This window comes from Micromonospora cremea, from assembly GCF_900143515.1.
Taxonomy (GTDB): domain Bacteria; phylum Actinomycetota; class Actinomycetes; order Mycobacteriales; family Micromonosporaceae; genus Micromonospora; species Micromonospora cremea.
In genome coordinates this window covers 3529576-3545121 of the sequence record NZ_FSQT01000002.1, presented here as the reverse complement: position 1 = coordinate 3545121, position 15546 = coordinate 3529576, and the positions used below count along the sequence as shown (strand labels likewise).

General features: G+C 72.2%; 10 protein-coding genes. 3 read left to right on the top strand and 7 right to left on the bottom strand.

The window, feature by feature from the left end:
- Positions 1-500: 500 nt before the first annotated feature.
- The 4 genes from ilvC to BUS84_RS30080 form a co-directional block, all read right to left on the bottom strand.
- Positions 501-1514: a ketol-acid reductoisomerase gene (gene ilvC / locus BUS84_RS30095; protein WP_074317649.1), complete on the bottom strand. Its 1014-nt coding sequence runs from the start codon at positions 1512-1514 to the stop codon at positions 501-503.
- A 56-nt stretch (positions 1515-1570) separates the two neighbouring features.
- Positions 1571-2086: an acetolactate synthase small subunit gene (gene ilvN, locus BUS84_RS30090; RefSeq protein WP_074317648.1), complete on the bottom strand. Its 516-nt coding sequence runs from the start codon at positions 2084-2086 to the stop codon at positions 1571-1573.
- Entirely contained in the window at positions 2086-3969 is a 1884-nt protein-coding gene (locus tag BUS84_RS30085; RefSeq protein ID WP_074317646.1) for an acetolactate synthase large subunit, read from the bottom strand. Before BUS84_RS30085 ends, ilvN begins: the two co-directional genes overlap by 1 nt.
- Before the next feature lie 187 nt (positions 3970-4156).
- On the bottom strand, positions 4157-6511 hold the full coding sequence (locus tag BUS84_RS30080; RefSeq protein ID WP_074317645.1) for a putative bifunctional diguanylate cyclase/phosphodiesterase: 2355 nt from the start codon (positions 6509-6511) through the stop codon (positions 4157-4159).
- 128 nt (positions 6512-6639) lie between these two features.
- On the opposite strand from BUS84_RS30080, the gene ilvD reads away from it, so the two are divergent.
- The gene (gene ilvD / locus BUS84_RS30075) at positions 6640-8487 is read left to right on the top strand and encodes a dihydroxy-acid dehydratase (RefSeq protein ID WP_074319213.1); all 1848 of its coding nucleotides are present in this window, start codon (positions 6640-6642) and stop codon (positions 8485-8487) included.
- 140 nt (positions 8488-8627) lie between these two features.
- A complete protein-coding gene (locus BUS84_RS30070; RefSeq protein ID WP_074317643.1) occupies positions 8628-9371 on the top strand; it encodes a copper homeostasis protein CutC in 744 nt (247 codons plus the stop codon).
- Between the two features lie 54 nt (positions 9372-9425).
- Here BUS84_RS30070 and BUS84_RS30065 read toward each other — a convergent pair whose 3' ends face one another.
- The 3 genes from BUS84_RS30065 to BUS84_RS30055 all read right to left on the bottom strand — a co-directional run bounded on the left by BUS84_RS30065 (position 9426) and on the right by BUS84_RS30055 (position 14019).
- Positions 9426-11111: a SulP family inorganic anion transporter gene (locus BUS84_RS30065; protein ID WP_074317642.1), complete on the bottom strand. Its 1686-nt coding sequence runs from the start codon at positions 11109-11111 to the stop codon at positions 9426-9428.
- Positions 11108-11446: an ArsR/SmtB family transcription factor gene (locus BUS84_RS30060; RefSeq protein ID WP_074317640.1), complete on the bottom strand. Its 339-nt coding sequence runs from the start codon at positions 11444-11446 to the stop codon at positions 11108-11110. The genes BUS84_RS30065 and BUS84_RS30060 overlap by 4 nt, the downstream gene beginning before the upstream one ends.
- 131 nt (positions 11447-11577) lie before the next feature.
- Complete coding sequence (locus tag BUS84_RS30055; RefSeq protein ID WP_084757640.1) at positions 11578-14019, bottom strand: glycoside hydrolase family 2 protein; 2442 nt, start codon at positions 14017-14019, stop codon at positions 11578-11580.
- 495 nt (positions 14020-14514) lie between these two features.
- Between BUS84_RS30055 and BUS84_RS30050 the strand changes: the two genes are divergently transcribed.
- On the top strand, positions 14515-15534 hold the full coding sequence (locus tag BUS84_RS30050; protein WP_074317637.1) for a LacI family DNA-binding transcriptional regulator: 1020 nt from the start codon (positions 14515-14517) through the stop codon (positions 15532-15534).
- The last annotated feature ends 12 nt before the right edge of the window (positions 15535-15546 follow it).

Below are 15546 nucleotides of genomic sequence, written 5' to 3'. Positions count from 1 at the left end.
CTACCCGCGATCGTAGGGGCCTCGCTGGTCGGCATGTTCCGGTCTTTGGGGTGAGGGCCCTCACACGCCGGGTCGGACGCCGGACATCGGCCGTTCACCCGACCGTCACGGTTACGCGGGCCAACGACGAACGAGGGCAGCGGCCCTCCGGGAGGCGCCGCTCCGGGCCGCTGGTCTCGCGGCGTCGCGCCGCCGGCCGCCCACCAGCTCCCGGGCCCGGCGGGCCGCACACTCGTGACCGTCATACCTGTGAGTCATAGGTATGACCCACAGGTATAGCGGCTCAACAGACATGTCACGGCGGCCGACGACAGCGACTCGCTGCTCAGCGCAGGTTGGCGAGGACCCCCTGGCGCGGCTGACGCAAGTCGATCTCTGCGGATCGGCGGAAGCTGGCCGAGGCGTTGGTCACCCGGTCCCAGCAAGTGAGCATCGACGAGATGGACGCGCGGGGACCGTCCGGCCCGTAGCTGGACGGCCGGACGGTCCCCGCGGCGGCGTCAGGCGGTCTCGGTGATCGGGCGGTCGACCCAGCTCATCATGCCGCGCAGCTTGCGGCCGGTCTCCTCGATCGGGTGCGCCGCACCCTCGGCCTGCCACTTGGTGAAGTTGGGCCGGCCCGCCTCATCCTCGGCAACCCACTCGCGGGCGAACTCGCCGGACTGGATCTCCCCGAGGATCTTGCGCATCTCGTCCTTGACCCGGGAGTCGATGATCCGCGGGCCACGGGAGAGGTCGCCGTACTCGGCGGTGTCGGAGATGCTGTACCGCATCTTCGCGATGCCGCCCTCGTACATCAGGTCGACGATCAGCTTCAGCTCGTGCAGGCACTCGAAGTAGGCCACCTCGGGGGCGTAGCCCGCCTCGGTGAGCACCTCGAAACCGGTCTGCACCAGCGCCGCCGCGCCACCGCAGAGCACCGCCTGCTCACCGAAGAGGTCGGTCTCGGTCTCCTCGGTGAAGGTGGTCCGGATCGCGCCGGCGCGGGTGCCGCCGATCCCCTTGGCGTACGCGAGGGCGAGCGCGAGCGCCTTGCCGCTGGCGTCCTGCTCGACGGCGACCAGGCAGGGCACGCCCTTGCCGTCGGCGTACTGGCGACGGACCAGGTGGCCGGGCCCCTTCGGGGCGACCATCGCCACGTCCACCTCGGCCGGCGGCTTGATCAGCCCGTACCGGATGTTGAAGCCGTGGCCGAAGAAGATCGCCTTGCCCGGGGCGAGGTGCGGGGCGATCGACTCGGTGTACAGGGCACGCTGGGCGGTGTCCGGCGCGAGCACCATGATCACGTCAGCCTCGGCGGCGGCCTGCGCCGGCGTGACGACCCGCAGGCCCTGCTCCTCGGCCTTGGGGCGACTCTTCGAACCCTCCGGCAGACCGATCACCACGTCGACGCCGGAGTCGCGCAGCGACAGCGCGTGGGCGTGGCCCTGGCTGCCGTAGCCGATCACCGCGACCTTCTTGGCCTGGATCAGGCCGAGGTCGGCATCGTCGTCGTAGTACACCTCAACGCTCATGAGACTTCCCTTTCGTACGACGGCCCGGGCGGCCCGTCGTGGTCTGTGCGGATGGGTCAGGCGGCCCGCAGTGCGGGACCGGCGGTGATCGAACGCGAGCCGCGCCCGATCGCCACGAGCCCGGACTGGACCATTTCCTTGATGCCGAAGGACTCGAGGTCGCGCAGCAGCGCGTCGAGCTTGTCCGGGGTGCCGGTGGCCTCGATGGTTAGCGTGTCCGGTGCCACGTCGACCACCCGGGCGCGGAACAGGTTGACCGTCTCCAGCACCTGGGTGCGCGCGGACCGGTCGGCCCGGACCTTCACCAGAAGCAGCTCCCGGGCGACGGAGACCTGCGGGTCCAGCTCGACGATCTTGAGCACGTTCACCAGCTTGTTGAGCTGCTTGGTGACCTGTTCCAGCGGGGACGACTCCGCGTTGACCACGATGGTGATCCGGGAGACGTCCGGGTTCTCGGTCTCACCGACGGCGAGGCTGTCGATGTTGAATCCGCGCCGGGAGAACAGGCCGGAGACCCGGGCGAGCACGCCGGGCTTGTTCTCCACGAGCACGGACAGGGTGTGCATCGTCATCAGATGTCATCCTCGTCGAAGACCGGGCGGACGCCGCGGGCGAACATGATCTCGTCGTTGCTGGTGCCGGCAGCGACCATCGGCCAGACCATCGCGTCCTTGCCGACCACGAAGTCGATCACCACCGGGGCATCGTTGATCTCCATGGCGGCGGCGATGGTCTTGTCCACGTCATCGGCGTTCTCGCAACGCAGCCCGACGCAGCCCAGCGCCTCGGCGAGCTTCACGAAGTCGGGGATGCGGTGCTTGTGCGTGCCGAGGTCGGTGTTGGAGTAACGCTCGTTGTAGAACAGTGTCTGCCACTGCCGGACCATGCCGAGGTTGCCGTTGTTGATCACGGCGATCTTGACCGGGATGCCCTCCAGCGCGCAGGTGGCCAGCTCCTGGTTGGTCATCTGGAAGCAGCCGTCACCATCCACCGCCCAGACCACCGTGTCCGGCTTGCCGACCTTGGCGCCCATCGCCGCCGGCACCGCGTAGCCCATCGTGCCGAGGCCGCCGGAGTTCAACCAGGTGTGCGGCTTCTCGTAGGAGATGAACTGCGACGCCCACATCTGGTGCTGGCCCACCCCGGCCACGTAGATCGCGTCCGGGCCGACGATCTCGCCCAGCCGCTTGATCACGTACTGCGGAGAGAGCGTGCCGTCGGCCGGCTCGTCGTAGCCCAGCGGGTAGCGGTTGCGCAGGTCGTCGAGCTGGGTCCACCAGTCGCCCAGGTCACTGCCGTGCCCGGCCGACCGTTCGACGGTCACCGCCGCGATCAGCTCGTCGATGACGTGCCGGGCGTCGCCGACGATCGGCACGTCCGCGTGCCGGTTCTTGCCAATCTCCGCGGGGTCGATGTCGGCGTGCACCACCATCGCGTCCGGGGCGAACGAGTCGAGCTTGCCGGTGACCCGGTCGTCGAACCGCGCACCCAGCGCGACGACCAGATCCGCCTTCTGCAGGCCATAGACCGCGGCCACGGTGCCGTGCATGCCGGGCATCCCCAGGTGCTGCGGATGCGAGTCGGGGAACGCGCCGAGCGCCATCAGCGTGGTGACCACCGGGATGCCGGTCAGCTCGGCCAGCCGGCGCAGCCCGTCGGTGGCACCGGCCTTGAGCACCCCGCCACCCACGTACAGCACCGGCCGGCGGGCGCCGGCCATCAGCCGTGCCGCCTCGCGGATCTGCTTGCCGTGCGGGTGCAGGGTGGGCCGGTAGCCGGGCAGGTCCAGGTTGGGCGGCCAGGCGAAGGTGGTCGGCGCCTGGAGCACGTCCTTGGGGATGTCGACCAGCACCGGGCCGGGCCGGCCGGTGCTGGCCAGGTGGAACGCCTCGGCCAGCACCTGCGGGATCTCCTCGGCGCTCTGCACGAGGAAGTTGTGCTTGGTGATCGGCAGGGTGATGCCCTGGATGTCCGCTTCCTGGAAGGCGTCGGTGCCGATCGACGGGCGGGCCACCTGGCCGGTGATCGCCACCATCGCCACCGAGTCCATGTACGCGTCGGCGATCGGGGTGACCAGGTTGGTCGCGCCCGGGCCGGAGGTGGCGATGCAGACGCCCACCTTGCCGGTGGCCTGCGCGTACCCGGTCGCGGCATGACCGGCGCCCTGCTCGTGGCGGACCAGGATGTGCCGGACGGTGGAGTCGTAGAGCGGGTCGTACGCCGGCAGGATCGCGCCGCCCGGGATGCCGAAGACGACGTCGACGCCAAGCGCCTCGAGGGACCGCACGAGCGAGCCGGCGCCGGAGACCTGCGCCGGAGCGGGTGTCCGTACCGCCGGGACGGCCGGGGTGGCTGCGGCGCTCGCGGCGGCGGGGTCGACGTCGCCGGCCGGCTCGGTGGCCGCGCGGGCGCGCCGGGCGGTGTGGGCGAGGGTCTCGGGCGTGGGTCTCGTCATGGCGGTTCTGGCCTTCGGCTGGAATGGCTGGGGCTTGTCAAGCGATGCGACGCGGGCGGGGCCCGCCCCGACAGGTTCCGATGGCAATAAAAACGGCCCTCGTGCAGATGCACGGGGCCAGCGCACTCTCGATGAGGGAGAGTGCGCTCAGGTAAGTACTCGCAGCGACCGGTACGACGACATGCGGCTAAGCCTGACGCATCTCACGCGATGAGTCAACTGATCCCACATGTTGGTTAACGGAGCGCGGCGCGTCGGGCGGCGACGCGCCCTCGGCAACCGGAATGACCTGCCCGGACCCGCTCGGAACCCGGCGTGGCGTGGGCAGCGGGGCGGGCCGCGCACCCGGCGAGGTGGCCGCCTCCAACATCGCCTCCAGGTGCTCGGCCGGCACGCCCCAGCCGAAGAGCGCGCCCTGGCCGAATCGGCAGCCGGCGGCCACCACCGCGGCCAGCTCGGTCGGGGTGGTCACCCCCTCGGCGATCACCTCCAGCCCCAACTGGTGGCCCAGGCGCATGACGATGTCGACCATCGGCGCGAACGCCGGACCGTCCGCGCCGACCGGGCGGACCGGCTCGTGCTCGGCGACCAGACTGTGGTCGATCTTCAGGATGTCGATCGGCAGCCGGCGCAGCTGCCCCAGTGAGGAGTAGCCGGCGCCGAAATCGTCCAGCGCGATACGGACACCGGTCAGCCGCAGCGCGGTCAGCCGCCGGATCAGCTCGTCCAGGTCGGTGGCGACCGCGTGCTCGGTGACCTCCAGCACCAGCCGCTGCGGCGGTACGTGGTGGGCGCGCAGCGCCTCGGCGACCTGGACCACGTACTCCGGGGCGTGCAGCTCGCGCGGTGAGACGTTCACCGAGACCCAGACGTCGTGCCCGTCGGCCAGCCAGCGGGAAAGCTGGTAGCAGGCCTGGTGCAGCACCCAGGCGCCGAGAGTGGCGATCATGCCGCACTCCTCGGCCAGCGGGATGAACTCGTCCGGGCGGACGTTACCCAGCTCGGGGTGGTGCCAGCGGAGCAGCGCCTCGGCGCCGACCGGCCGCACCGACGGCAGCGAGGCCACCGGCTGGAAGGCCAGCCGCAGCTCGTCGCGGTCGATCGCTCCGCGCAGCTCGTGCTCCAGCGTCGTGCGCCGGCGCAGCAGCTGGTCGTACGTGGCGTCGTAGCGCTCGATCCGGTTCTTGCCGCGCTGCTTGGCGTAGCGCAGCGCCAGGTCGGCATGGCGCAGCAGCAACTCGACGTCCGGCTCGCCGGCCCACCCGGCCACCCCGATGCTCACCGACAGGAAGACGGGCCCTTCCGGTTGGTCGTACGGCCGGTTGAGCACCCCGAGCAGCCGCTCGGCGACCCGATCCGCGTCGGCGGGCCGGCCCGCCATGAGTACGGCGAACTCGTCGCCGCCGAGTCGGGCCGCCACGTCGCCGGGGCGCAGGTTGCCGCGCAGCCGCCGACCCACCTCGGCCAGCACGGCGTCGCCCACGTCGTGGCCGCGTATGTCGTTGACGTTCTTGAAGCCGTCCAGGTCCAGACCGAGCAGCACACACGGGGTGCCCGCCGCCGCGCTGTCTTGCAGGGCGCGCAGCAGCCCGCGCCGGTTGGCCAGCGCGGTCAGCGGGTCGGTGTGTGCCAGCTCGCGGAAGTGCGCCTCCCGCTCGGCCAGCCGGCCGGCGTAGTTCCGGACGTCGTTGAGGGTGAGGTACTGCCGGGCCACCAGGGCGAAGCCCTCAACGCTGCCGGCGACGATGCCCGCCGCGGTGAACCGGCCGTCCTGGAGGAGGTGGTACATCGCCGAGGCGGCCATCGCCAGCATCGGGGCGATCGCGTACTCGCCGTCGCGACCGATCAGATCCAGGTCGACCTGACCCGGCCGGTCGGCGCGATGCACCGCGAGCGCGACGGTCAGCAGACCGGCGGCGAGCACCGCCGCGCCGGTCAGCGCCATGCTCGGCCCGGCCTGGCAGAGCCCGGCGGCGAGACCCAATCCGCCGCAGGTCACCGCGCTGATGCCCGCGCCGAGCGCGGCCAGCCGCCGACGCGGGGCGGCGGCCCGGAAGACGACGATCACGCAGAGCCCGGTGCCGAGCGCGGCGCTCACCGTGGCCAGCAGGATCGCCGGGCAGGCCATCGGGGTGGCGGCGCCGAGCAGCCGGGTGGGCTCGGAGAAGAGCACCCAGCCGACGAACCAGAGCGCGGCGGCCATGATCAACCCGTCCAGGGCCAGCCGGGCGGTCCCCGCCGCGGTGGCGGCCACCCCGGGCAGCCGGAGCAGGCCGGCGGCGAAGGCGAGCCCACTCACCGCCGTGCCGATCGCCACCACCGTGGCCCACCCGGTGCGCTGCCCCTGCTCGTGCGCCCAGTGCTCGCCGGTGGCGAGCACGGTCGCCACCCCGACCAGGAGGCTGAGCACGGCGGCGCCGGCAGCAGCCACGAGCAGGACGTGCGCGGGGCGGCGGGGCCCGGTGCGCCGCCGGGCGACCACGGTCAGCAGTGCGGCGGCGACAGCCGCGACGAGCCCGCTCAGCGCCGCCACAGCGACCATGCCCGGGGGGAAGTGCACGCACTCAAGAGTGCCGGATGAGCGCTCGTCGTGGGGACCGGGTGTGCATCTGTTGGGACACGGCGCCCGCTCCGGACGTCCGGCGCCCGAGCGGTGTCATGCTGGTACGCATGCCTGAGCTGCGGTCGAGGACCTCCACACACGGTCGTACGATGGCCGGCGCCCGGGCCCTGTGGCGGGCCACCGGGATGACCGACGACGATTTCGGCAAGCCGATCGTCGCCATCGCCAACAGTTTCACCCAGTTCGTGCCGGGTCACGTACACCTCAAGGACATGGGCGGCCTCGTCGCCGACGCGGTGGCCGAGGCCGGCGGGGTGGGGCGGGAGTTCAACACCATCGCGGTCGACGACGGCATCGCGATGGGCCACGGCGGCATGCTCTACTCGCTGCCCAGTCGCGAGCTGATCGCCGACGCGGTGGAGTACATGGTCAACGCGCACTGCGCGGACGCCCTGGTCTGCATCTCGAACTGCGACAAGATCACTCCCGGCATGCTGCTGGCCGCGCTGCGGCTCAACATCCCGACCGTCTTCGTCTCCGGCGGTCCGATGGAGGCCGGCAAGACGATGGCGATCGAAGGCGTCGTGCACAGCAAGATCGACCTGATCGACGCGATGATCGCCTCCTCGAACGAGGCGGTCACCGACGACCAGCTCGGCGAGATCGAGCGCTCCGCCTGCCCCACGTGCGGCTCCTGTTCCGGGATGTTCACCGCCAACTCGATGAACTGCCTCACCGAGGCGATCGGGCTGGCGCTGCCCGGCAACGGCTCGACGCTGGCCACCCACGCCGCGCGCCGGTCGCTCTTCGTCGAGGCCGGCCGCACCGTCGTGGAGATCGCCAAGCGCTGGTACGACGGCGACGACGACTCGGTGCTGCCCCGCACGGTCGCCTCCAAGGCCGCGTTCGAGAACGCGGTCGCCCTGGACGTGGCGATGGGCGGCTCCACCAACACGGTGCTGCACCTGCTCGCCGCCGCCCGCGAGGCGGAGTTGGACTTCGGCGTCGCCGACATCGACGCGATCTCCCGGCGGGTGCCCTGCCTGGCCAAGGTCGCGCCGAACTCGCCGATGTACCACATGGAGGACGTGCACCGGGCCGGCGGCATTCCGGCGATCCTCGGCGAACTGGATCGTGCCGGGCAGCTCAACCGGGACGTGCACGCGGTGCACTCCCCCTCGCTGGCGCAGTGGCTGACCGACTGGGACGTGCGCGGCGGCTCGCCGACGCCGACGGCGGTCGAGTTGTTCCACGCCGCGCCGGGTGGGGTGCGCACCGTCGAGCCGTTCTCCACCACCAACCGGTGGTCGTCGCTGGACACCGACGCGGCCGGCGGCTGCATCCGGGACCGCGAGCACGCGTACTCCGCCGACGGTGGGCTGGCCATCCTGCACGGCAACCTGGCACCGGACGGCTGCGTGGTGAAGACCGCCGGCGTGCCGGACGACTGCCTGACCTTCCGCGGCCCGGCGAAGGTCTACGAGTCCCAGGACGACGCGGTGACGGCGATCCTCGCCAAGCAGGTGGTCGCCGGGGACGTGGTGGTGATCCGGTACGAGGGGCCCAAGGGCGGCCCCGGCATGCAGGAGATGCTCTACCCCACCTCGTTCCTCAAGGGCCGCGGGCTGGGCCGGTCCTGCGCGCTGCTCACCGACGGCCGCTTCTCCGGCGGCACTTCCGGGCTCTCCATCGGGCACGTCTCCCCCGAGGCGGCCTCCGGCGGGCTGATCGCACTGGTTCGCGAGGGCGACGAGATCGTCATCGACATCCCGGGCCGGTCCATCGAGCTGAACGTGCCGTCCGACGAGTTGGAGGCCCGGCGGGTCGAGGAGGAGAAGCGCGACAAGCCGTACACCCCGACCGACCGGCAGCGGCCGGTGTCGGCGGCGCTGCGGGCGTACGCCTCGATGGCCACCTCGGCCAGCGACGGCGCCTACCGCCGCGTCCCGGAGTAGGCATCGGGGTAGAGCGGCCACCGTGTCGGGCCGAGCGGTCACGCGCTTGGCTGCGCTCGCATGACCAACACGACTGGGGTATCCCGTCGGTCCGGACACCGCGATATCAGCGATCCCCGTGTCGATCACAAGGAAGAGTCATGAGCACATTCGAGATCTGCGTCGACAGCGCCGAGGGGGCGGTCGCCGCCGAGGAGGCCGGCGCCGACCGGGTGGAGCTGTGCTCCGCACTCTTCGACGGCGGGTTGACGCCCAGCCTGGGCACCATCGAAACGACCCTGCGCAGCGTCACCCGGATCCGGGTGCACGTGATCGTCCGGCCGCGGGCCGGCGACTTCATCTACTCGCCGCTGGAGATCGAGGCGATGGAGCGGGACGTACGGGCCGCGGTGGCCGCCGGCGCGCACGGCATCGTGATCGGCGCGCTGACCGCCGAGGGTGACGTCGACGTGCCGACCACCCGCCGGCTGATCGCCGCCGCCGGTGGCGCCAGCATCACCTTCCACCGCGCCTTCGACATGACCCGCGACCCGTACGCGGCCCTGGAGCAGCTGATCGAGCTGGGAGCCCACCGGGTGCTCACCTCGGGCCAGGAGGTCAGCGTGCTGGAGGGTGCCCCGCTCATCGCCGACCTGGTCCGCGGGGCAGCCGAGCGGATCATCATCATGCCGGGCGGCGGGATCACCCCGCGCAACATCGCCCGGATCGTCGAGGCGACCGGCGCCGACGAGTACCACTTCGCGGCCCTGGTCAGGTCGGACAGCCCGGCGGTGCACCGCAACCCTGCGCCGCTGATGGGTGGCAGCCTCAAACGGCCCGAGTACGAGCGATCGGGCACGTCCGGGGCCCTGGTCGGCCAGGTGCTCGCCGCCGCCCGGATCTGACTCCTGGGTTGAGCCCCACCCGGCCCCGATCCCGGGTCGCGCACCCTCTGACCCTCACGTCCGGCCAGCCGCGCCGCCCGGCACGGAGAGCGCCTCCGCGCGAGCGTGCCGGATCGCGGCCGGGGTGTCGGGAAAGACCAGCCCCTCGCGGCGCAGGTCGTCGGCCACTCCGAGGGTGGCGAGGACCTGTTCGTGGGCGGGGGTGATGCCAGAGAGCAGGACGGTGATCCCGCGTCCCCGTAGCCGTCGGATCGCATCGCCGAGGACGTGCGCACCGGTAGCGTCCATGGTGGTCACCCGGGACATCCGCAGAATGACGACACGGACGTCGGCGACCTCGGAGAGCTCGAGCAGGAAGGTGTGGGCCGCGGCGAAGAACAGCGGCCCGTCCAGCCGGTACGCGACGATGTGTTCGGTGAGCAGCGCGTACTCCTCGGCGCTGTGTTCCCCGGGGTCGAGGGGCACCTGTTCCAGCCGGGCGCTGCGGGCCACCGCGCGCAGGGCGAGCACCACGGCGACGCCGACGCCGACCGCGACGGCGGTGACGAGGTCCCAGATCACGGTGACGGCGAAGGTGAGCACCAGCACGAGCGCATCGCCCCGGGTAGCCCGGGCCAACGCCCACAGCGAACCAGCCTCCACCATGCGGACCGTGGTGGCCAGCAGCACCCCGGCCAGGGCGGCGAGCGGGATCCGGCCGACCAACGGCGCGGCGGCCAGCACGATCGCCGCGAGGGCGACGGCGTGGGTGAGGGCCGCCAGCTTCGAGGCCGCCCCGGCGCGGACGTTGACCGCCGTACGGGCGATGGCTGCGGTCGCCGGGATGCCGCCGAAGACCGGGGCGGCGAGGTTGGCCAGCCCCTGACCGAACAGTTCCCGGTCCGGGTCGTGCCGTTCACCGACGGTCATGCCGTCGGCGACGGTGGCGGAGAGCAGGCTCTCCAGGGCAGCGAGCGCGGCGACCGCGAGCGCGCTGGGCAGTAGCACGCCGAGCGCGTCGAGGTCCAGGAAGCCGAGCGAGGGAGCGGGCAGGCCCTGCGGCAGCGCGCCGATCCGGACCAGGTCGACCGGGACAACCTCGGCGATGACGGTGGCGGCGCTCACGCCTAGCAGCGAAAAGGGCAGGCCGGGCCGCCACCGGGCACCCAGCAGCATCAGCGCCGCGACGGCGAGGGCCACGGCGAGCGCGGCCGGCCGCGGGTGTACGACGAAACGGGCGACCGCGTCGGCGGCGACGGCCCAGACCTTCTCCCCGTGCGCGTCGGTGACGCCGAGCGCTGCGGGCACCTGTTGCAGGGCGATGACCACGGCGATGCCGGCGGTGAAACCCTCCAGCACCGGGGTGGGCAGGTAGCGGACGTACCGACCCAGGCGGGCCACGGCGAGCGCGATCAGCACCAGGCCGGCCATCGCCCCGACCATGAGCACCCCGGTGGTTCCGAATTGCTGCACCACCGGCACCAGCACGACGGTCATCGCCCCGGTCGGCCCGGAGACCTGGAGGTTGGAGCCGCCGAAGACGGCAGCCACCGCGCCGGCGATCACGGCGGTGATCAGCCCAGCCTGGGCGCCCAGCCCGGAGGTGACACCGAATGCCAGTGCCAGCGGCAGCGCCACCACCGCCACGGTGAGCCCGGCCAGCAGGTCCCGGCGCGGTGAGCGGCGGACGGCCACCCAGTCGGCCCGGCCGGGCAGCAGCCCGAGGAGCCGCTCGCGGGCGACAGGGAAGGCGCCGCTCACCTGTCCCCGCCGGTGGCCCGCAGCTCGTCGAGGAGGCCGTCCCGGTCGGTGAGGACCGCGCCGAGGATCCGCCGCCCGGCGGCCAGCAGGTCGGCCACGTCCGGGGTGCTGAGCGCGTACATGACGAGGGGACCGTCGCGGTGTGAGGTGACCATCCCGGCACGGCGCAGCACGGCGAGCTGCTGGGAGAGGTTGGAGGCCTCCACCTCGATCACGGCGAGCAGGTCGCGGACCGGCTTCGGGCCGTCCTGAAGCAGTTCGAGGACCCGAATACGTACCGGGTGCCCGAGGGTGCGGAAGAGTTCCGCCTTCGCCTGGTAAAGCGGGACCGACATGCGCACCTCCCCGATCGATACGAAGACTTTAGCACTTGAAGAAGTCTTCAACCGCTGGGTACGGCGGTCCGCCCAGGTTGTCAAGAAGGGGCCCCTCCTCTACCGGAGGCGTTGAGAAGGGGCCCTTCCTTTCAGAGGTCGTTGACGCAGCGCAGCACCGGGCGGCTGGTCAGCGCCGCCGGGTCCAACGCGGTGTCGGCCCGCACGGTGAGGGTGACCGACTCGCCCGGCAGCAGGGTGACCAGCGCCTCGTCCACGGACGCCGTCGGGTCCAGGCGGTCCGGGAAGAGGGTCAGGTCGCGCAGCACCGTGCGGGCGGTGACCCGGACCCGCTGCCCGCCGTCGACCGGCTCGACCGTCGCGTCCCAGGCCGCCGCCGGCCAGTCGCCGTCGCGGTCCTCGGCGAAGAACCAGAGCGCCCGGTCGGCGCTCTCCCCCGCCTCGGCGACCAGCAGCTCCCGCCGGGCCTCGTCCGGCCGGGCCAGCTCCGCCGGCAGCGCCAGCGTCACCGCCGAGTAGGCGGGCACGTCCAGCTCCATCGTCGTCTTGACCCTGGGCGCGCCGGCGAGGGTCAGCCGGGTCACCGAGGTCGACGCCCGCCAGGGCGTGCCGCCGTCGTTCACCGCGACGAGGGCCAGGCCGCCGTCGCGGGGCTGGACGGTGAGCAGCCGGTCGGCGTACGCGTGGCGTAGCGCGTACCACAGGGGTTTGCGCCGGCCGTCACCGTCGATGGCCGACCAGGAGGTGACCGGCCAGCAGTCGTTGAGCTGCCAGACGATGGTGCCGGCGCAGACGTCCCTGTGCGAACGGAAGTGCTCCACCCCGAGCTGGATCGCCCGGGCCTGGTTGAGCTGGGTCAGGTAGTGCCAGTCGTCGAAGTCCGCCGGGGCGGGCAGGTGGGCGTCCAGGCCCCGCTGGAGCTTGGCGTCTCCGCCGGCGGCCTTCTGGTGGTGCGCCATGCCCGGTGAGTTGTGGGCGAGGGGTTCGTCGCTCAGCGCCCGGCGCAGGGTGGCGTACGCCGGTGGCCCCTGGTAGCCGAACTCGGCGACGAAGCGCGGCACGTACTCCCGGTACTTCGTGTAGTCGTCGGTGTTCCACACGTCCCAGATGTGCGTGGTGCCGTGCGCCGGATCGTTGGGGTGGATCTCCTCAGTGCCCGACCAGGGGCTGCCGGGCCAGTACGGGCGCGTCGGGTCCAGCTCACCGACGAGGCGGGGCAGCACGTCCAGGTAGTAGCCGCGCCCCCAGGTGCGTCCGGCGAGCGCCTCCTGCCAGTCCCAGTCGTGCCAGCCCCAGATGTTCTCGTTGTTGCCGGTCCAGAGCACCAGCGACGGGTGGGGTGCCAGCCGGGTGACCTGTTCGGCGGCCTCGGCGGCCACCTCGCTGCCGAACGGCTCCTCCTCCGGGTACGCCGCGCAGGCGAACAGGAAGTCCTGCTGGACCAGCAGGCCCCGCTCGTCGGCGAGGTCGTAGAAGTCCGTCGACTCGTACCGGCCGCCGCCCCAGACCCGCAGCAGGTTGATGTTGGCCGCGGCGGCCTGGTCGAAGCGCCCGGCCAGCCGTTCCCGGGTGACCCGGGTGGGGAACGCGTCGTCCGGGATCCAGTTGACCCCGCGCACGAACACCGGGACGTCGTTGACCGACAGCGCGAACGAGGTGCCGTGCTCGTCGGGGCTGGTGTCCAGCCGGACCGAGCGGAAGCCGACCTGCCGGGACCAGGTGTCCAGGGTGTCGCCGTCCGCTGCGTGCAGGGTGACCTCCAGCGGGTGGCGCGTCTGCTCGCCGTACCCCCGGGGCCACCACAGCGCGGGCTCGCGGACGGCGAGGGTCAGCACGGCCGTGCGCTGCCCGGCCGGGACGACCACCTCGGCGTGAGCGCCGGCGACGGTGGCCCGGACGGTCAGCGGGACGTCCGCGACCCGTTCGACCTCGACGTGCAGCTCGACCCGCCCGTCCTGGCCGGCCAGGGTGACCAGCGGGCGGACGGTGGCCAGCCGGGCGGTGGACCAGGCGTGCAGGCCGATCTCCTGCCAGATGCCGGCGGTGACCAGCGTCGGGCCCCAGTCCCAGCCGAAGTTGCAGGCCATCTTGCGGATGAAGTGGAACGGCTCCGGATAGGCGTTGGGCCGGTCGCCGAGCCGCTCCTGCTGCGCCTCGGCGTACCGGTAGGCGGAGCCGAACGTGACCACCAGGTCGTTGTCGCCGTCACGCAGCAGCGAGCGGACGTCGAACCGGTAGCCGCGGTGCATGTTCTCGGTGCGGCCGACCTCGACACCGTTGACGGTGAGGGTGGCGACGGTGTCCAGGCCGGCGCAGACCAGGTCGACCCGGTCGTGGTCGCCGGGCGGGCGGCGGAAGCTCGTCCGGTAGCTCCAGTCGGTGCGCCCGATCCAGGCCAGCGCCACCTCGTTGTCGTCGAGGTAGGGGTCGGGGATCAGGCCGGCGTCGAGCAGGTCGGTGTGCACGCAGCCGGGCACGGTGGCCGGCACGGACCGGTCGGCGATTTCCGCCGGGACCTGTGCTCCGGGCGCCGCCCGCAGGGTCCAGCCGTCGTGGAGTGCCTGTCGGCTCAAGATTTCACCGCACCTTCCATGATTCCGCGGACGATCTGGCGTCCACCGATGAACAGCATGATCAGCAAGGGGATGGTAGCCACGAAGGCCTCGGCGAGCACCCGGCGGTAGATGACGAGAGACGTTGACTGAACCGGATAAGTGAGGCCACCGTACGGGCCGGTTCCAGGGGTGTCAACGGCTTGTTACGGCGGTGCTCGGCCCGTCACCCGGAGGGATTCCTGGGAGCGCGAACACGAGTGGTGGAGCGCTTTCCGTAGCAGCTCCGCACGCCGGACCGCGCTCTGAAACCGCGAGGGCATCGGTACGCTGAACCGTGCAAGCACCCCGCAGCCGGCGGCCGATTCGATCGTGGACTTTCGGTCGCCCGCCGCCGACACCGGTTGCGCTAGGTTGAGGCCGCCGACTCACCCCGCCGCCCGCTGACCGGGCCGAGTGTGGTGACGGTCAGCCAGAAACCCGGCCCCTGGGGGCGGAGAGTGAAGGAGCACGCCGGTGAAGCGGCCGACCATCGCCGACGTCGCCCGACGCGCCGGGGTGTCCAAGGGCGCCGTGTCGTACGCGCTGAACGGGCAGCCCGGCGTCTCCGAGACCACCCGGCAGCGCATCCTGGCCATCGCCGACGAGATCGGGTTCAGCCCGAGCAGCGCCGCCCGGGCACTCTCCGGCGCCACGGCCGAGGCGGTCGGCCTGGCCCTGTGCCGACCGGCCCGGATACTGGGCATCGAGCCGTTCTTCATGGAGCTGATCAGCGGCGTCGAGGCCGAACTCTCCGCCCGCTCGTACGCGCTGACCCTCCAGGTGGTGGCCGACCAGGACGCCGAGATCGCGGTCTACCGGCGCTGGTGGGGCGAGCGCCGGGTGGACGGCGTGCTCGTCTGCGACCTGCGCACCGACGACCGCCGCATCCCCGCCCTCGAACAGCTCCAGCTACCGGCGGTGGTGATCGGCGGGCCGGGCGGCACCGGCGACCTGGCCAGCGTCTGGTCCGACGACGCAGCCGCACTGACCGAGGCGGTGCAGTACCTGGTCGCGCTCGGGCACCGCCGCATCGCCCGGGTCGGCGGCCTGCCCGACCTGCGGCACACCGAGATCCGTACCGAGGCCTTCGCGGCGGTATGCCGGCGGCTCGACCTGCTCGACGCGGTCACCGTCTGGTCCGACTACACCGGCGAGGAGGGCGGCCGGGCCACCCGCCGCCTGCTCAGCGCCGCGCAGCGGCCCACCGCGGTCATCTACGACAACGACGTGATGGCCATCGCCGGGCTCTCCGTGGCCCAGGAGATGGGGCTCACCGTGCCGGGCGATCTGTCCATCGTGGCCTGGGACGACTCACCGCTCTGCCGGCTGGTGCACCCGCCGCTGACCGCGTTGGGCCGCGACATCCCGGCGTACGGCGCGCACGCCGCCCGGCAACTTCTCGCCGTCATCGCCGGGCAGCCCGCGACCCGGGTCCAGGACGAGACGCCGCACCTCACCCCGCGCGGCAGCACCGCACCTCCGCGGAGCAGGTGAGCCGGTTCACCC